The organism is Oleiphilus sp. HI0043, from assembly GCF_001634935.1.
On sequence record NZ_LWEY01001921.1, the window covers coordinates 18,396 to 36,966 of the forward strand.

15 protein-coding genes are annotated in these 18,571 nt (G+C 42.8%); 12 read left to right on the forward strand and 3 right to left on the reverse strand.

The genetic code is table 11. From position 1 onward, the window contains the following. The first annotated feature begins 121 nt into the window (after nucleotides 1–121). Nucleotides 122–2,122: an Ig-like domain-containing protein gene (locus A3729_RS29660; RefSeq protein ID WP_068506452.1), complete on the forward strand. Its 2,001-nt coding sequence runs from the start codon at nucleotides 122–124 to the stop codon at nucleotides 2,120–2,122. A gap of 30 nt (nucleotides 2,123–2,152) precedes the next feature. On the opposite strand, the gene A3729_RS29665 is transcribed toward A3729_RS29660, so the two are convergent. Genes A3729_RS29665 through A3729_RS29675 form a run of 3 tightly spaced genes read right to left on the reverse strand, consistent with a single transcriptional unit; the run spans nucleotide 2,153 to nucleotide 5,310 of the window. After that, nucleotides 2,153–2,842: a sensor histidine kinase KdpD gene (locus A3729_RS29665; protein WP_068506457.1), complete on the reverse strand. Its 690-nt coding sequence runs from the start codon at nucleotides 2,840–2,842 to the stop codon at nucleotides 2,153–2,155. Between the two features lie 14 nt (nucleotides 2,843–2,856). Beyond that, nucleotides 2,857–4,518 carry a tetratricopeptide repeat-containing response regulator gene (locus tag A3729_RS29670; protein WP_082880359.1) on the reverse strand — a complete coding sequence of 554 codons (1,662 nt, stop codon included), beginning with the start codon at nucleotides 4,516–4,518 and terminating at the stop codon, nucleotides 2,857–2,859. Nucleotides 4,519–4,536: 18 nt separating this feature from the next. After that, nucleotides 4,537–5,310 carry a PleD family two-component system response regulator gene (locus A3729_RS29675; protein WP_068506458.1) on the reverse strand — a complete coding sequence of 258 codons (774 nt, stop codon included), beginning with the start codon at nucleotides 5,308–5,310 and terminating at the stop codon, nucleotides 4,537–4,539. A gap of 218 nt (nucleotides 5,311–5,528) precedes the next feature. On the opposite strand from A3729_RS29675, the gene A3729_RS29680 reads away from it, so the two are divergent. The 11 genes from A3729_RS29680 to A3729_RS29730 all read left to right on the forward strand — a co-directional run. Continuing rightward, nucleotides 5,529–6,995: a glyceraldehyde-3-phosphate dehydrogenase gene (locus A3729_RS29680; protein ID WP_068506464.1), complete on the forward strand. Its 1,467-nt coding sequence runs from the start codon at nucleotides 5,529–5,531 to the stop codon at nucleotides 6,993–6,995. Nucleotides 6,996–7,351: 356 nt separating this feature from the next. Continuing rightward, entirely contained in the window at nucleotides 7,352–8,695 is a 1,344-nt protein-coding gene (locus tag A3729_RS29685) for a Na(+)-translocating NADH-quinone reductase subunit A (protein WP_068634568.1), read from the forward strand. 2 nt (nucleotides 8,696–8,697) lie between these two features. Continuing rightward, a complete protein-coding gene (locus tag A3729_RS29690; RefSeq protein WP_068506469.1) occupies nucleotides 8,698–9,888 on the forward strand; it encodes an NADH:ubiquinone reductase (Na(+)-transporting) subunit B in 1,191 nt (396 codons plus the stop codon). Further along, nucleotides 9,881–10,681, forward strand: coding sequence for a Na(+)-translocating NADH-quinone reductase subunit C (locus A3729_RS29695; protein WP_068506472.1), 801 nt, complete (start codon nucleotides 9,881–9,883; stop codon nucleotides 10,679–10,681). The genes A3729_RS29690 and A3729_RS29695 overlap by 8 nt, the downstream gene beginning before the upstream one ends. A gap of 2 nt (nucleotides 10,682–10,683) precedes the next feature. After that, complete coding sequence (locus tag A3729_RS29700; RefSeq protein WP_068506475.1) at nucleotides 10,684–11,349, forward strand: NADH:ubiquinone reductase (Na(+)-transporting) subunit D; 666 nt, start codon at nucleotides 10,684–10,686, stop codon at nucleotides 11,347–11,349. Next, nucleotides 11,349–11,960, forward strand: a complete 612-nt coding sequence (gene nqrE / locus A3729_RS29705; protein WP_197470144.1) for an NADH:ubiquinone reductase (Na(+)-transporting) subunit E — start codon at nucleotides 11,349–11,351, stop codon at nucleotides 11,958–11,960. The genes A3729_RS29700 and nqrE overlap by 1 nt, the downstream gene beginning before the upstream one ends. A 31-nt stretch (nucleotides 11,961–11,991) precedes the next feature. After that, entirely contained in the window at nucleotides 11,992–13,218 is a 1,227-nt protein-coding gene (nqrF, locus tag A3729_RS29710) for an NADH:ubiquinone reductase (Na(+)-transporting) subunit F (RefSeq protein WP_068506479.1), read from the forward strand. Between the two features lie 177 nt (nucleotides 13,219–13,395). Then, nucleotides 13,396–14,313, forward strand: coding sequence for an FAD:protein FMN transferase (locus A3729_RS29715; RefSeq protein WP_197476281.1), 918 nt, complete (start codon nucleotides 13,396–13,398; stop codon nucleotides 14,311–14,313). 9 nt (nucleotides 14,314–14,322) lie between these two features. After that, a complete protein-coding gene (gene nqrM / locus A3729_RS29720) occupies nucleotides 14,323–14,556 on the forward strand; it encodes a (Na+)-NQR maturation NqrM (protein ID WP_068634427.1) in 234 nt (77 codons plus the stop codon). A gap of 59 nt (nucleotides 14,557–14,615) precedes the next feature. Then, nucleotides 14,616–16,007 (forward strand): Si-specific NAD(P)(+) transhydrogenase, encoded by a 1,392-nt coding sequence (sthA, locus tag A3729_RS29725; RefSeq protein WP_068506486.1) that lies wholly within the window; start codon nucleotides 14,616–14,618, stop codon nucleotides 16,005–16,007. 204 nt (nucleotides 16,008–16,211) lie between these two features. Further along, nucleotides 16,212–18,571, forward strand: a 2,360-nt coding sequence (locus A3729_RS29730) for a hypothetical protein (RefSeq protein WP_156498232.1), incomplete at its 3' end; no start/stop codon positions are given.

Consider the following 18,571-nt stretch of genomic DNA (forward strand, 5'->3'; position numbering starts at 1 on the left):
ATATTTTCTAAGCGAAGCTGTTACTTGTCGCACAATCTTGGAAGTAAACCATAGAGCGTTCATCTGGTACATGGTATAAATGCCTGATTCATTTCTACTATTGTATTTATATGGAGTTTAAATGCACTCTCACTACCTAAGAGCCGGGAAAAATAAACTAATACTCCTGGTTGTTATTTTTCTTTCGGGCCTTTCTGCCTGTGATAGCGATGGTACTCGTAGTCTGCCTGAGGCTGCCACCGATACTACTGCACCGACTATTGTTCGCATCACTCCTGATTCTGAAGAGATAAGCTACGGCGTGGACTTAAATCCAACTGTGTTATTTAGTGAGAAAATGAATATAGATTCTTTACTTGATAATCGAGTTGGTATTTATTCTGGTAGTTTCGATCCTGACTCAATTACAGAGCCTGTTGAGCGAGAAATAAATATTTCTCACAGTACTGTCCCTGGGGAGTCAAAAGTACCAGATGAAGAAAGCGGTAAATTGATTGATGTTGACGCTACTGAGTTAACATTAGGGCTGAGTAGTGGTCGTTTTGCCTTACATAACACTTATACTCTTCAAGTGGAATCAGACGTACATGATTTAGTGGAAGATGATTTGTCAACAAGTGAGGATGAGCGTAATTTTCTTGAAGGCGGGGAGAGGGTCGCGTTTACGACGGAGTCTGGCGTATGGCACGAGTCCGAAACTCTTAATTTCAAGTACTTGAATGAAGAGGGTACACAGGCAGTCTTTCATCAAGGGGACAGCTTTGAGCCGATTATCCAAAGTAGTCAAAGTGGCACTACTTTATTGGTTTGGAAGCAGAGTGTTGAAGGTGTGACACAGATTTGGGCAAGTCAATATCTAGCGGATCAGGAAGTCTGGGTTCTACCCGGAACTGAGTCTGCTTCACGGCATTGCCGCAAGAATCCTGACTCTCTTGATTCTTCCTGCGTTAACTCATTAAGGTTGGATAGTGCTGGTCTTGGTAGCGTTTACTCTCCAGAAATCGCTATTAATGAGCTGGGGCATGCGGTCGTTATATGGATTCAGCCAAGGTCTCCTGACGCACAGCTGACAGCATGGGTTAACATGTTTGATGGGAATGCATGGAGCGGGCCACGAGATCTTTTAAGTGGGTCTTCTGTTGATGGTGAGGTTAGAAATACCAGTTTTAGCTTAAGTGATTCTGGAGGGGTTGTTGGTGGTTTCATTCAACAAAGCTCTGCCGGTGTTCAGCGTGTAAGGCTGCTTTCTTTTAATTTTATTACCGGGTTTAATGGTTTGGGGTTTGGCGCTCCAATTTATATTGATACAGTATCAGGAGCCGATGTTTTGGGAGACGCCCAAGACCTTGAATTATCTCTTAGTTCCTCAGGTCTTGGTGTGGTGGTGTGGTCACAGGAAGTGTCGGGCTTCGACAGAGTTAGAGCAAGAAGATTCAATGTATCAAGTGATGCAACTCTGAGCAGTGATGAAACACAGTTTGTTGATGTTGTTGGTGCAGAAACACACTTTGCGGTTCAACCTAAACCCTCAATTTCTGATAATGGCGATCTCTACGTTGCTTGGCGTCAATCTTCTGGAGGTCGATATGATCTAATGCTTAATCGTAACGCTAGCGGAGAGTGGGAAGATGCTAAAAAGATTGAATATGATGACTCGGCAAGCGTTAGTGAGTTTACTCTGGCCCACAATAATTTGAACGAGTTATTTGTGGCTTGGTCAATGCTGTTCGACGATGGTGTGAACAGTCTTACAGTTCGTTCTTATCATCCCGGCTCTGGCTTTTCTACTGCTGAAGACATTCCAGTTACTGGATCTGGTTCTGAGAGACCGGTTACCAGCCCTTTACTAAACTTTGACTATGAAGGTAACGGTGTCTTAAGTTGGGTTCAGAATACTTCGTTCCACCCAAAAATCAAGACAAGACAATATTCTAAGTTGTCTAAGGTGTGGCTGAGTGAAAGTACGATTGTTCAAGAGACATCAGGTGCCGAAGTGTTAACCTTGAGGCAAAATGCCTTGCTACGTGACGGCAGAATACTTTCAGTGTGGGGGCTTTCTGATGTTACCGGTGCATCGCTTGGCAGCGCACTGTTTAAAGAATACCTCCCACCTATTGAGTAAGAAAAATCTAGGCTGGCTTGGCAATTTGATTTAGGGAAGTGCTACCGTGAAGACTCCCCCTCCGTGTCTGCCTCCATTTGATAACTTGATAGACCCTTGCTTGTCATTTTGTGTGTGAAGTTTAGTGACCATTTCAGCAAAATATATTCCCAGGCTGGTGCTGCCAGTTTGAAAGTTAATGTTATTTATTACTTCTCCTGGTGAGGCTTGCAATAGCTCGTCAGGATAACCGATTCCATCATCATGTATTTCTATAATCAGGTCATCATCTTTGATGTAGGCGACGATTTCAATGATCGATTTGGTATAGCGTGAAGCATTATTTAGCGCGTTATTAAGAACGCCCAAAATTACCTCCCTATCAAAATACCAAGATATATTTGGATCACAGGTGATTTCGAGTTCAATATTTTTATCTTTGAGCATTGGCGAATAGTGTGCGGATTGCTCGTCCAGGATGTCGTGAACAAAGCACTCATCGATATGTAATGATAGCATTTCATTCTGCAGGCGATATAAGCCAAGTAGCTGTACAAGGTAGCTATTTACACGTTCAGCCTCATATTTTACGACAGTCGTATTGTTTCTTTGTTGCCACTCTTCAGGCAGTTCTTCGCACATCTGATCTACGGAGTGTAGTAGCATGCTGAGCGAATTTTTCATGTCGTGGACAGCTGAGGCGATAATCATCGAGAAATCGGGTTGTTTGTCTTTACTCATGATACTGTACTCGTTCAATTTTGTTTTTTGGATTGAAGTTCTGCTACTTGCTTCTCGAGGTGTTTAAGCCTTCGGTATTGGTTATGCTGTTCGGGTATGTTGTTTATTTTTTCAAGGGACTGCTCTGCAAGCTTTAATAAGCTATGGTCAGCAGTTTCTTTAAATAGCTTCGTTACAACTTGAGCTAGATTAAGATTCAAGGCTGCGTGTCTTGGTGTATGCTTGAGCGCTTCTTTGAATGCTTCAGCAGCTTGTGCAAGTTGGCCTTGTTCAAACTGCTCAATACCTGATTTATTAAGGCGTTTTGCTTGCTTTTTGGCCACTAAGCTTTCGGGTTCGTCAAGCTGGCTTTCAATTTGCGCTAGCGCTTCGGGGTCGTTACTGAATCGCTCAGCGAGTGTGATTAAGAGTTTCTCGGCACGTTCAAGCTCGTTTAAGGAGTAGAGTGTCTTTGCTAGCTCGATGCCAATTTCCGCTGAGAGCTTCTCTTCTTCAATCATGCACTCTGCTTGATGAAGTTTTTCCTGTGCTGCTTCGGCATTGTTCTGACCATTAAATACTCGAGCCTCGATAAGCGTTGCATTGAGGCAGGCCTGTTCGTCAGTCGAAAATTTATGTGTTAATTCGTTTAGAACTTGTATCGCTTCGTCCGCATGTGTTTTGCCAGAATCACTAAGGTCTCCCGATGACCTTTCGGATAAGCAGCGGCCAAGGTTTAGGTAGTTGTCAGCTTTTTCATGTATTGAGTGTTCGCCATATCGAATAGCTTTCCTGTATGCCTCTGTTGCGCTTTCAATGTCTTGATTCTTTTGACATAGCTTGCCTAGTTTCTCATGACGTAGAATTACTCTGGGCGACATTTCAACTGCTGACTCAAGTGATTCTTGTGCTTTCTGTGGTTGATTCAGTTTCTCGTAGCAAGCTGCGAGACCGTCATATGCTTCAACCATGTAGGGGTTAAGTTTAAGTGCCGCCTTAAAGTTCTCCAGGGCAGGTGAGTAGTCTTGATTTGCTAATTGAGCTTGCGCCAGCCCTAGCGATGCCCACGGTATTTCGCGCTTTGCGATAATTGACTCATACAGCCTGATTGCGCTTTGTGTGTCGCCAATTTGTAGGTAAAGTTGGCCCAATGTTTGGTGGCACCAAGAAGAGTATCGTGACTTATCATTGATTAGTGCCAAGCACTGGCTGATAGCCTTGGGGTAGTTCTCTAGATCAAGTTCCTTATTTATAGGCTTTAGTGTTCGTTGTTGCATTACCAGTTGACCAAGGCGCTTCTCTAATACTGTGCGCGTAATTGGTTTTGCAATGTAGGCGTCGGGTTGGTACTCGCGTGCGCCGAGAACAACATCTTTAGCTGTTTCTGCAGTAACCATAACAAATAAATGGATGTGTTTGAGGCGCTTGTTTACGCGAAGTGCTTCAAGAACCTGTTGGCCGTTCTTGCCTGCACCAAGGTTGAAATCACATAATACTATGTCATAGAAGTTAAAGCGGCATTTTTCTAAGGCATCTTCGGCAGAATAGGCAATGTCGACATGTACAGCGCCAAAAGACGATAGCATGAGGCGCAACGATGAACGGAAGCTTTCAAAATCGTCAATGATCAAAAATTTAAGTCGTGGATAAATTTTATCGAGGTCGGGCTGTTTTTGCTTTGATGTCTTAGTTTCCACGTACGTCAATATCCATATCTACTGATTAGAAGGCGAGTTGTTTTCAAGGTAATCAATTATTTCCTCGACCAATCCATCCATCAAGTTAAGGCGAGTCTGAGTGCTGGCAAAGTTTGATTCAATGCGCTGCGTTGTAAACCAAGTAAACGTTGTGCCAAACAAGGCTAGTGCGAGAAATAGTGTGATGACTATCTGAGAAGGAGTAAAGTTTTGTGACTTTAATCGAAGCTCCTCGCTATCAGCTTTAGATTGCGCGAGTTCTAGTTTTAGGTTTCTATTTTCCTCGTGAAGCTCTTCATATGCGGTTTCTAATGTCGATACTCGCGCTAAAATTTTGCTGTTCGACATGTCGGCAATTGAGGTTTCAAGGTTTTTTTGTACTTCCTGGTAGACAGTAGGGACGTCTTTATCGTCATCTTTGGGCTTCAAGCAGATTCGACTGATCATTAAATATAACTTATCGCGATCAATTTGCTTGGATATAACGCCTGCAGCGCCCAGGGCGTGAGCTTCTTCATAATATTTATGAGCATGCTGTGAGGTGTACATAATGACGGGAATGTTTTGTGTGTCTGGGTTTGACTTAATGGCTTTCAGAGTGTCAAAGCCATCCATACCAGGCATTAAGTGATCTAGAAAAATAAAGTCCGGGTGAAACCATCCAAGTTGAGATAGTGCTTCCTCGCCCGATGAGGCTTGCTCGCATTGGATATCCATTTTTCTAAGAATTTTTGTTAGTAGCATTCTTGAAGTAGATGAGTCATCTACGACAAGCGCATTTGTATCGGCCACGTTTTTTACTCTTGATAGGCTTATGATTGTTATTCATTGATTTTAGCTGTTTTAACTTATAACGGAAATATGTGCGGCATATTTAATGTATTTTGTTGCTAATTGACCCGGATTAAGACGTGTATGCCTTAATTTAACCACAAAGCGTTGCACGCTGAACTATATATCTGGATAATAGCGGCCCTGATTTGACGCATAAACAAATAGAGGTGTTAAGCGTGAGCAATGAAGTGATTGATAACTGTTTTTCAGATTGGAAGAGTCGTGAAGCGACTGCAGAGGCGATGATTCCATTAATTGGTCGTTTGTACCGTCGTAATAATATTGTTACGTCCATCTATGGTCGTGCTGTTATTAACCAGTCAGTAATCGGAATTCTTAAGTCACATCGTTTCGTTCGCCAGGTGGAAGAGAAAGAATTATCTGTCCACGATACTTATGCGGTATTAAAGGTGATGGATGAGCTTGAGCTTGGTCATGCTCGTGTTGACGTTGGTAAGCTCGCCGTTCGCTTTGCTGAACAAACCAATGATGTTAGTTTAGAAGAGTTTGTCAAAGCAGAGTTATCCGACGTTGTTGGTGGCTACAGTGAAGAGGCTAGCAAAGCAGCTTCTGAAAATACCAAAGATGTCGTGTTGTACGGTTTTGGTCGAATCGGTCGCTTACTTGCGCGTATTTTGATTGAGAAAGCGGGCGGTGGAAATAATCTGCGTTTACGTGCAATTGTCGTTCGCGATGGCGGTGCTAAAAACGATCTAGAGAAACGCGCCAGCTTGCTTCGTCGAGACTCGGTGCATGGCCCATTCGAAGGTACAATCACGGTCGATTCTGAAAACAATCTATTGATCGCTAACGGAAATGCTATCCAGGTAATTTATTCTGGCGGTCCGGATCAGGTCGACTACACGCAATACGGAATCAATAATGCAATCGTTATTGATAATACCGGTATCTGGAGAGATGAAGCTGGTCTAGGTAGACATCTTGAGTCTAAAGGCGTTGCTAAGGTGCTTCTAACTGCGCCAGGTAAGGGTGACATTAAGAATATCGTTTATGGCATCAATAACGGTGATATCGCAAACGATGATCAGATTTTGTCTGCAGCATCTTGTACAACTAATGCTATTACGCCTGTTCTTAAGGCGATTGATGATGAATTTGGTGTCATTGATGGCCACGTAGAGACTGTCCATTCTTACACAAATGACCAGAACTTGATTGATAACTATCACAAAGGTAGTCGTCGTGGTCGTAGCGCTCCGTTGAATATGGTTATTACTGAAACAGGTGCCGCAAAAGCTGTTTCAAAGGCACTTCCAAAGATGGAAGGTCGTTTGACGGGTAATGCGATTCGTGTTCCAACTCCGAATGTCTCAATGGCTATTCTAAATCTGAATATCGAAAAAGCTACATCTGTTGAAGATGTGAATGCTTATTTGCGTAATATTTCCCTGCATTCTGATTTGGCTAAGCAGATTGATTATCTGACTTCAGATGAAGTTGTTTCAACTGACTTTGTTGGTTCACGTCGTGCTGGTATTGTAGATTCGAATGCAACTATCGTAAGCGGTAAGCGTTTGGTTCTTTATGTTTGGTACGATAACGAGTTTGGTTATAGTGCGCAGGTTGTGCGTATTGCCAACCAAATGGCTGGCATAGAATATCCCGTCTTCCCTAAGAGCTAGAGTCTAATATTTCCTTCAGGCGCTAACTGTTCAGTTGGCGCCTTTATTTTCTTTCTTGTATAAGCTGACTTTTACTACTTTACTTATCTTGTCTACCTAGTTGGTAGTATCTAGTGCTCCTATATTTGTACGCTAAAACGCTAGGGTTGATTTTTTAAGCAGGTTGGCACTTTAAATGGGTAGAATATAAGTAAATTTTGGTGCGTAGTGTAGCAATATGTTAAATGGCTCACTATAATTGTCCACGATTTTAGGTTCGCCGCAATCGAGTGGTAATGCTTTAACTGTATGGCACTCAACAGAACAAATTCTAACGTGGCGGAAAATTCACAAATTCTGATGAGAAGGCAGGATTAATGGTCAATATTAAAAAAGGCCTCGATCTTCCAATATCCGGTTCTCCCGAACAAAGCATCACCCAAGGAAATTCCATTAGCAAGGTTGCTATAGTTGGATTTGACTATGTTGGTATGAAGCCAACCATGTCTGTTCAGGTTGGTGACAAGGTAGCTAAGGGACAACTTCTTTTTGAAGATAAGAAAACCGAAGGTGTGAAATTTACTGCACCAGCTAGCGGGACGGTTATTGAAGTAAATCGTGGCGAAAAGCGCGTATTCCAGTCGATTGTAATCGAGAAATCTGGTGATGAAAAAGTAGAGTTTGCAAAATACTCCGCTTCAGATCTTGGAAGTCTTACTCGTGAACAAGTCGTATCGAATCTGGTTGAATCTGGCGTCTGGACAGCATTTCGAACTAGGCCTTATAGTAAAGTGCCTGAGTTGACTGCTCAGCCAAATTCAATATTTGTTACCGCAATTGATACTAACCCATTAGCTGCTGATCCTGAAGTAGTGTTGTCGGGCGAAGGTGAGGCTTTTAGTCAAGGTTTAAGTATTATTGAAAAACTTACTGAAGGTAAGGTTTTTGTTTGTACTAAAGCTGGTTCTAACATCGAACTACCAGCCATCGCGCGCGTAGAAAAGCAAGAGTTTTCTGGCCCGCACCCTGCTGGTAATGCCGGAACACACATCCATTACCTTGATCCTGTAAGCGATAGTAAGAGTGTATGGACTATTTCTTATCAGGACGTCATCGCGATCGCTAAGCTTTTCACGACTGGCGAACTGTATGTAGAGCGGATTGTTTCTATTGCTGGCCCTTCTGTTAAGAAACCGCGCTTGGTTAAAACTCAATTGGGTGCCAATATATCTGAGCTGCTGAGCAATGAACTTAGTTCAACCTCTGCCAGAGCCATTTCAGGTTCGGTTTTTGGTGGCCGGACCGCAAGAGCTACAGTTGATTATTTAGGGCGCTATGCTTCGCAAGTTAGTGTTCTTGATGAACAAAAAGAGCGTGAGTTTATTGGTTGGTTATCTCCTGGTGCCAACAAGTTCTCTGTGATGAATATTTACCTTTCTAAGCTTAACCCTGCCAAATTGTTCAACTTTACGACCACAACAAATGGTAGTGATCGAGCAATGGTTCCTGTTGGTGCTTACGAAAAAGTGATGCCTTTAGATATCTTGCCAACTCAGTTACTACGATCTCTGATTGTAGGTGATACAGAGCAAGCACAACTTCTAGGTTGTTTAGAGCTAGATGAAGAAGATTTGGCGCTTTGCACATATGTTTGTCCTGGTAAGTATGAGTACGGTCCGATTCTACGAGAGAATCTGACTCGAATCGAAATTGAGGGTTGATCATGGGACTTAGAACAGTTTTAGATAAAATGGAGCCCCATTTCGAGAAAGGGGGCAAGTACGAGAAGTGGTATGCGCTTTACGAAGCTGCTGACACCATTTTTTATTCGCCATCAAGTGTAACCAAAACCACATCTCATGTTAGAGATGGTATCGACCTTAAGCGTATTATGATTACGGTTTGGTTGTGCGCATTCCCTGCTATGTTTTTTGGTATTTGGAACGTCGGTTTCCAGGCAAATACTGCTATAGCGGCTGGGCTGGGTACTATACCAACCGATTGGCATAGCATGTTTTTCATTGGCCATGATGCGTCAAATATTCTTCATAACTTCGTATATGGCGCAGCATACTATATACCTATCTACCTGACAGTGTTTGTAGTGGGTGGTTTTTGGGAAGTGTTGTTTGCCACCGTGCGTAAGCATGAAGTTAACGAAGGCTTTTTTGTTACTTCAATACTATTTACCTTAATCGTTCCAGCTGATATCCCCTTGTGGCAGGTTGCTCTAGGTATTTCCTTTGGTGTTGTTGTTGGTAAGGAAATTTTTGGCGGTACAGGCAAGAACTTCTTGAACCCAGCCTTAACTGGTCGTGCGTTTTTGTTCTTTGCATACCCTGCCGAGATTTCGGGCGACGCAGTTTGGACTGCTGTCGACGGCTTTAGTGGCGCGACGCCTCTAAGCATTGTTGCAGCCAGCGGAATTGAAGGTCTTAACCAATCAGTTTCATGGGTCGACGCGTTCTTAGGCTTTATTCAGGGCTCAATTGGTGAAACTTCGACGCTAGCGATTATGATTGGCGGTTTTGCATTGCTTGCAACCAAAATTGCTTCCTGGCGTATCGTTGTTGGTGTATTTGGTGGTATGACAGCAATGTCACTTATCTTCAATATGATCGGCTCTGACACTAACCCTATGTTTGCAATGCCTTTTTATTGGCATCTTGTTATTGGTGGTTTTGCGTTCGGGATGTTTTTTATGGCAACAGACCCAGTATCCGCATCAATGACTAACCAAGGTAAGTTTGTATTTGGTGCGCTCATCGGTGTAATGGTTGTTTTAATACGTGTTGTTAACCCTGCATTCCCTGAAGGCATGATGTTGGCAATATTGTTCGCTAACCTGTTCGCACCATATATTGACCACTTGGTAATGCAAGCGAATATCAAGAGGAGATTGGCACGTGTCTAGTAAAGAAACGGTAGGAAAAACTATTACGGTTGCATTTTTGCTCTGTATTGTCTGTTCGATTGTAGTAGCGGGCTCTGTTGTACTGTTAAAGCCAATACAAGAGAAGAACAAGGCGCTAAACCTTAAAGCTAATATTTTGGCTGCCGCAGGCTTATTGGTTGAGGGCGCTTCGGCGACTGAAATTGAGAATGCCTTCTCTGCGATTAAGCCAATGTTGGTTGACTTGGATAGCGGTGAATATGTCGAGGCTTCTGCAGTAAATAAGGAAAATGTCCTTGATTACGACCAGAGAAAAGCGGCTAAAGATCCAGCCTTTTCAACAACTCTTTCGCGAGCTGACGACGTTGCAGGTATCAAGCGTAGAGTTAAGTTCGCCAAGATCTACTTGGTTGAAGATGCCGGAAAGATTGAAACGATCATTCTTCCTGTAAGCGGTTATGGCTTATGGTCGACACTGCATGGTTTCTTGGCTTTGGAGGGCGATGCTAATACAGTCGTTGGGCTTGGCTTCTATGAGCATGCCGAGACTCCTGGCTTGGGTGGTGAGGTTGATAATCCGCGCTGGAAAGCGATTTGGCCGGGTAAAAAGGTCTACGACTTCGCGTCTAGCGATCAGCCAAAGCTTGGCTTGATTAAAGGCGCAGTTGATAAAAGTCGAGCTGATGCCGAATACATGGTAGACGGTCTATCTGGTGCTACTTTGACTAGTGTGGGTGTGACTAACCTTATTCAATATTGGACTGGCGAGCAGGGATTCCAAAAGTACCTGAATCGCTTGCGTGAAGGAGCTTAAGAATGAGTGATGTAACAGCAAAAAAAGTTCTTTTTGAACCAGTTTTTAGCAATAACCCTATCGCACTTCAAATCTTAGGTATTTGTTCTGCGTTAGCCGTTACCACTAGTATGGAGCTATCGGTTGTTATGGGCTTGGCTGTATGTGCAGTATGTGGCCTATCTAACTTGTTTGTATCCGTAATTCGTAGCCAAATACCTTCGAACATACGAATCATTGTTCAAATGACTATCATTGCTTCGTTGGTAATTGTTGTTGATCAGGTTCTCAAGGCCTATGCCTATGAACTTAGTAAGCAGCTTTCAGTTTTTGTGGGCTTGATTATCACGAACTGTATCGTAATGGGGCGTGCTGAAGCGTTTGCAATGCAAAATGGCCCAGGCATGAGTTTCCTGGATGGCATAGGTAATGGTTTAGGATATGCCGTTATTTTGCTATTAGTCGCTTTTGTACGTGAATTGTTTGGTTCAGGCATGTTGTTTGGCATCGAGCTTATGCCTACCGTTAACAATGGTGGCTGGTATGTACCTAATGGTATGTTGCTGCTTCCTCCAAGTGCTTTCTTTATCATCGGTTTGCTTATTTGGGGCTTAAGGCAATGGAAGAAAGATCAGGTAGAGCCTGCTGATTACAAAATCTCGTCTCACTCTGTTAAGGAGGCGTTCTAATGATCGAATATTATTTAAGCCTATTTGTTAAGGCTGTATTTGTTGAAAATATGGCTTTGGCATTCTTTTTGGGAATGTGTACCTTCCTTGCGATTTCTAAGAAGATTCAAGCTGCAACCGGTCTAGGTATTGCCGTAGTCGTTGTATTGGCAATCACTGTTCCTGTAAATAATCTTATTTATACCTACCTTCTAAAAGATGGAGCCTTGGCTTGGGCGGGCTATCCTGATGTAGACCTGAGTTTCTTAGGTTTGTTAACTTACATTGGTGTTATCGCTGCTTTGGTACAGATTCTAGAAATGGTTTTGGATAAGTACTTCCCGGATCTGTATAACGCTCTTGGGGTATTCCTACCATTGATCACAGTAAACTGTGCGATCATGGGTGCATCTCTATTTATGGTTGAGCGTGATTATAATCTTGCTGAGAGCACGGTCTATGGCTTGGGTGCTGGTGTCGGTTGGGCTCTAGCGATCGTCGCATTGGCCGGTATCCGAGAAAAGCTCAAGTACAGTGATGTGCCTGAAGGTCTGCGTGGCTTGGGTATTACCTTTATCACTGTAGGCTTGATGTCACTAGGTTTTATGTCGTTCTCTGGTATCTCGCTTTAATTAACACTGGGTAGATAGATAAGGTATTAATATGAATGCAGAAATAGTACTCGGTGTGGTGATGTTTACGGTGATTGTACTGTCACTTGTAGCCATCATACTGATCGCAAGAAAACAATTAGTGAGTAGTGGTGACGTCTCTATCTTGATAAACGAAGATCCTGACAACACTATTAAAACCCCGGCAGGAGGAAAGCTACTTCAAACGCTTGCTTCTGAAGGCCTATTTCTATCATCAGCTTGTGGTGGCGGTGGTACATGTGCGCAGTGTAAGTGTAAAGTTTTAGAAGGTGGTGGCTCTATGCTTCCAACTGAAAAAGCTTACTTTACCAAGCGTGAAGAAGGTGAAGGCTGGAGACTCGCTTGTCAGGTTCCTGTGAAACAGGACATGAAAGTCGAAGTTGACGAAGAAGTATTTGGCGTTAAGAAGTGGGTTTGTACTGTTGAATCAAACGACAACGTAGCTACTTTCATTAAAGAACTGGTTCTTAAGTTGCCAGAGGGCGAGAACGTTGATTTTCGCGCTGGTGGTTATGTTCAGCTTGAGTGTCCACCTCACGAAGTTGATTATAAAAACTTTGAAATTCAAGACGAATATCGCGAAGACTGGGATAAATTCAACTTGTGGCAGTATAAGTCAATTGTTAAAGAAGACGTTATACGAGCTTACTCAATGGCAAACTATCCTGAAGAAAAAGGGCTTGTTAAGTTCAACATTCGTATCGCTTCGCCTCCTCCAGGAACGAACCACCCTCCAGGGATAATGTCATCTTACGTATTCAATCTTAAGAAGGGCGATACCATCGATGTTTACGGGCCATTTGGTGAGTTCTTTGCTAAAGATACTGACAACGAAATGGTATTTGTTGGTGGCGGTGCGGGTATGGCCCCGATGCGTTCACATATTTTTGATCAGCTTAAGCGACTTGAGTCTAAGCGTAAGATGTCATTCTGGTATGGTGCTCGAAGCTTGAGAGAAATGTTTTATCAGGACGAGTATGACAAGCTAGCAGAAGAAAATGAAAACTTTGTATGGCATGCTGCGTTATCTGATCCGATGGAAGAAGATAACTGGAAGGGTTACACCGGGTTTATTCATAATGTTCTATATGAAAATTACCTCAAAGACCATCCAGCACCAGAAGATTGTGAGTACTACATGTGTGGGCCTCCAATGATGAACGCAGCTGTTATTCAGATGCTTAAGAGTCTAGGTGTTGAAGATGAGAACATCTTACTCGATGACTTTGGCGGTTAATCTCGTCTAGTTATATTTCTAGTTACGCCAGCCCTGAATAAGGCTGGCGTTTTTCGTTTACAGCGGTTTTTATTTATTGTGTTTAGATTTTCTATTTTTTTGGTTTTGATGCTCGGCCTAATGGCGTGCGGCCAACCTCATCCAGATCGACTTCAATATTCTTTAAGTGGTTCGACGATGGGTACCACTTACAATATAAATATTGTAAGCCCATCGGAGATTGATAGTTCACAGCTAAAAACGATCCAGTCTGCGATTGAGGCTGAGCTTGCTTCGATAGACTCTTTGATGTCTACTTATAAGCCTGACTCCGAAGTCTCTAGATTTAATCGCGCTGCTATAGGTGAGGGTGTTTCCTTGTCGGCCACAACTATTGAAGTGCTTAATGAGGCGCTTGCGTTAAATAACTTGAGCGAAGGGAGCTTCGACCCAACTGTTGGTCCGCTAATTGATGCCTGGGGCTTTGGCGGTGGCTCTAAGCACAAGGGGATAGTTGTTGAAGAAAAGAATCTCGCTTCTGTGCTTGAAAAAGTAGGTGTTCAACGCTTTAAATTGGTTGACGGTCAACTGTACAAACTCCAGGACGTAGAATTAGACCTCTCTGCTATTGCTAAAGGTTTTGCAGCAGATAAAGTTGCTATCGCGTTGCGTGAGCAAGGCATCGCAAACTTTCTGGTAGAAATTGGTGGTGAGGTAGTGACTCATGGTAGAAGTGTTCGTGACTCCTTGTGGGTATTAGGTATTGAATCACCTGATAAACAGGGTAGAAACGTTTATACTAGGGTTCATCTTGGTAATGCTGCGCTCGCTACGTCGGGAGATTACCGAAATTATTTTGAAGAAAATGGTAAACGATATTCTCACACGATTGACCCACTCAGCGGCAGGCCAGTTGAGCATCTGCTTGCATCTGTTAGTGTGATTGCTGAAGATTGCATGTTAGCTGACGGGCTTGCGACGGCGCTAATGGTGATGGGTGAGCAGAGGGGGTATGAGTTTGCCTCAAAGCACAATATCAGTGCGTTATTTATCTATCGAGGTGATGAAGGCCTCATAACAATGCACACTGATTCGTTTAAACAGTATCTTAAGTAGGAGGAACTTATGGAGTTATTTTTCATAGTTTTCGGTGTTCTTGCCCTGTTAATGTTGGTTATGGCTGTTGGCGTTATTTTTGCCAATAAGCCGATTACCGGTTCGTGTGGTGGAATGAGTGCGCTTGGTATGGAGGTTGCTTGCGACGTCTGTGGCGGTGACAAGGATAAATGCGACAAAGAAGTTGATAGTTCTGCTAAAGACGCTACCGGAAAAGATATTTCTTATAATGCAATGAAGTAGATACAGCTTAAGTATCATTACATACGGTTTTTTCTAGAGGTTCAGGAGATCAAGGTTATATGGCTGAGTATCATTATGATGTTGTAGTAATTGGCGCAGGCCCTGCAGGTGAAGGGGCAGCGTTAAACGCTGCAAAAGGCCATAAAATGGTCGCTGTGATCGAAGATAAACCCGTAGTTGGCGGGAACTGTGCTCATGTTGGAACAATACCTTCCAAAGCACTTCGACACGCCGTTAAGCAGATTATTACCTTTAACACCAATACCATGTTCCGTGATATCGGTGAGCCAAGATGGTTTTCCTTTCCGAGAGTCTTGAAGAACGCAGAAAAGGTAATCAGTAAACAGGTTAAGCTAAGAACCCGTTTTTATGCGCGAAATAAAATAGACTTGTACAACGGGTCGGCCTACTTTCTAGATGATAATCGTATAGAAATACGTGGAAATGGTTCCGCAGATATTGTTCATTTTAAAGAGGCGATCATAGCTAGCGGGTCTAGTCCCTATCGTCCGTCCAACGTTGATTTTACGCATGAGCGTATCTATTGTAGTGATTCGGTATTGCAGCTTAGCCATACTCCACGCACTATGGTTATTTATGGTGCCGGTGTTATTGGCTCCGAGTATGCATCAATTTTTTCCGGTTTAGGTGTGAAAGTCGACCTGATTAATCCTGGCGAGAAATTACTATCATTCCTTGATGATGAGATTTCTGATGCGCTTAGCTATCACCTTCGAAACAATGGTGTTCTTGTCCGACACAACGAAACCTACGAGACAGTTGTCGGTACCGATTACGGTGTAGAGGTTACTTTCGAGTCGGGCAAAAAGATCAAAGCTGATGCTTTTCTTTGGTGTAATGGTCGCAGCGGCAATACCCAAAATCTTGGGCTAGAAAATATAGGTCTTGAAGCAAACTCACGCGGTCAGCTTTCAATTGACGACCACTATCGAACAGATGTAGAGAATATCTATGCTGTAGGTGATGTGATTGGTTGGCCAGCACTTGCTAGCGCTGCTTACGATCAAGGTCGCTCTGCTTCATCCGCTTTGCTTAACGATAGTTACTTCAGGTTTATTAATGATGTACCTACCGGTATCTATACGATCCCAGAAATTAGCTCTGTCGGTAAGAATGAAAAGGAGCTTACGGAAGCCAAAGTTCCTTATGAAGTAGGGCAGGCATTTTTCAAAGACTTGGCTAGAGCTCAGATTACCGGTGAAGCGGTCGGAATGCTTAAAATATTGTTCCATCGTGAGACCAAAAAAATATTGGGAATCCATTGCTTTGGAGATCAGGCGGCCGAAATCGTACACATCGGTCAGGCGATTATGAATCAGGAAGGTGATGCAAATACCCTAGATTACTTCATTAATACCACATTTAACTACCCAACTATGGCAGAAGCATATCGTGTTGCGGCACTAAATGGTCTTAATCGCATATTCTGATTTTAAACTTTTCGTCATTTTTCTTCGATTTGAGAGCGTTTTTTGAACGCTCTTTTTCTTTTTGTTGTCTCAGTTCACGCTTCGGAATTCCTTCATTTGTAAGACTTTTTCTGATTTTGTAGCATTAGGGATATTTTGTAATAAAGCCGACTATCGCTACAACTGACTAAACTACGTAGCCAGACATGGAAAAGTGCCGCTTATATGATAACTCAAAGGTTTAGACTGTTTTCTTGGAGCTCCCTGTTTACACTCCTTTTAATTCTTTCCGGTTGTGGCGAGGGTGATAGTAAATATGTTCCTTTACCAGAAGACACGGAAGGAAACGAATCCTTAGACATTTTTCTAAATAGTGGTGCAGTTAAAGGCCCAGTCGCTTTCTCCGATATCTCGATCTATAGCGTCGATTTAGAGTCAGAGCGATATGCAAACTTTAAATCTGTTGCTAACGGTGTTTTTAAGGCATACGCTGACCTGGGTATATCTATTGATGGTGATTCCTTGGTTCTACCTGAAGGTCGGAGTTCTGCTCAGGTGCTGAATGATTTCGAGGCTCTGGTTGAAACAGGCTCCTATGTTTCTGAACTCGACTATTTCAAAGTAAAAGTTGAAAACGCAGGAACTATTGCAAAAGCTAAAAGCTATTTGGATGTCTATCTAGGGCTAACAAAGCCAGTTAAAGACGAGGATTCCACATTTGACTTGCTTAAGGAAGAGACAAATTCAATTGTTAAAGACAGAGTTTCGGAAGCCCTTTCCGCTTACTCTGATCTAAATGATTTTAAGCGGAAATTGAACGATGTTGATGGCTTTTATGAAGAGCTTCTCGAAGTTGGCTCATTTTCAGGTGTTAATTCGGTAGTAGCCAAATACTCAACTAAAGAGTCAGACCCGACGAAAGCAGAACACTGGTCAGCACTTAAGGACTCTTTTAGCGAACTGCAATCATTAGCAATGACAAGTAAAGAAATTGCTGAGCGCTATGATGTTGTCGCGTTTGATGAATCTAACGACGAGAAAACGCTTGTTGAAATAGCGCTTGAGACAAACGACCAAGTTGCAATTAGTAACTTGAAAGAACTTCGTGATTCCCTAGCTCAATCTTTACCTGTAATTGATCTAAAGGAGCTTGTTTATTTAGCCTATCGGAAAGAGGGAAACCCATCAGTCAAAGCAGGTTTGAATTCATTCTTTCACTCCATTATTACCTATCAAGACCTTATATCTATCGTTCAAAATCATCGAGCTGTCTACAGTTTTTTAGGCGTGCGTGAAGGTGTTGACGCCGCTGAAGATATACAAGCTATGCATAGTGAGCTAATGAGTCTGATGCAGCAGGAGGCTCAATTAGCATTCGATAGTATTTTACTTAGTACCGATGTAGAAAACGGGGTTTCTGCCAATAGGCTATCTTACGGTTCTTCAAACGGTGCCGCGAAACTGGAAGGGCTGTTTGTCGGCCAGTATCGAGGATTTATATATATAGAAGCAAACATGGTTCCTTCATCCGTTGACCTAAATAGTGGTAAAGCTCCTATATTGAGTAAAATGGTATCAATCATCCATACCGATGACATTCTCGGATACGGCGATAATGAAGCATTAGATGAGACTCGTTATTATGTTAAGAATGGTATTGTCCAGCGCAACGCAGAAGGCGAATTAATTACATCTTTGGCAGATTTTGAGTCAGGGGCATCTGACGAGTTGTTTACGGTGCAACCCTCTCGATATACAACCCCGCTTACTTCTCTTGCGGTAGAAATTGCTCAGCAAAAAGTCATTAACCTCCAGCCTCTTGTTGAACGCTTGAACGATGGTAATGGCTATCAGGGTTCCGCCGCCAATGAGAAAAATGTCTATTTTGATCTTGGTGAACAGGCTTTAAGCGAACTTCTTGAAGAGTCGCAAAGCATTGTGTCCAGGTCTTTTAATATTACAGAGGGGGATGAGCTGAAGAATATTTTCGCTATCAGTCCGGTCACTCTTCCTCACATGAAGTACTTTCAAGATGAGCTTGAGGCATCCTATCGTTATCGCTTTAATATCGAATATTACGGCGCGATGCTCCAGTCTCTTAAGTTAGCAAGTAATTTAGATTACGAAGTAGTTCAAAACGAGATTGCCAAGGATCTGTATGACGGACAAATTGATGGCAAGCAGAATTCTGAATTTATTGAATCCTTGTCTTCGATAAATAGTCTTACGTATTTTGCAACGAGAGAGCCGTCTTCCGCATTTATCCCAGATACCACGGTGAACGTTAGTGAATTGGGCCAACTGTTAGAGCAAGAGTTTGAACTGCTTGTTGGCGAAGACTCTGATTTCGGTGAATACAATTCTTATTTGCAAAATTTAGCGTTGGTTGGAGCGGCTGGTGGTGTAGATTCTGACGGTGACGGAATGCTCGATAATGATGACCCTGACCCATCAACTCCCAATGAGATTGTCGATAATGGTTATGATGGATTGCGTTCGGTTTCTGTGCAATTCGAAGACGCTTTACTAATGCCTATAGATCAAAGTCTAGTTCTGACAATCCCAATAGAGGAAGTTCAGACAGG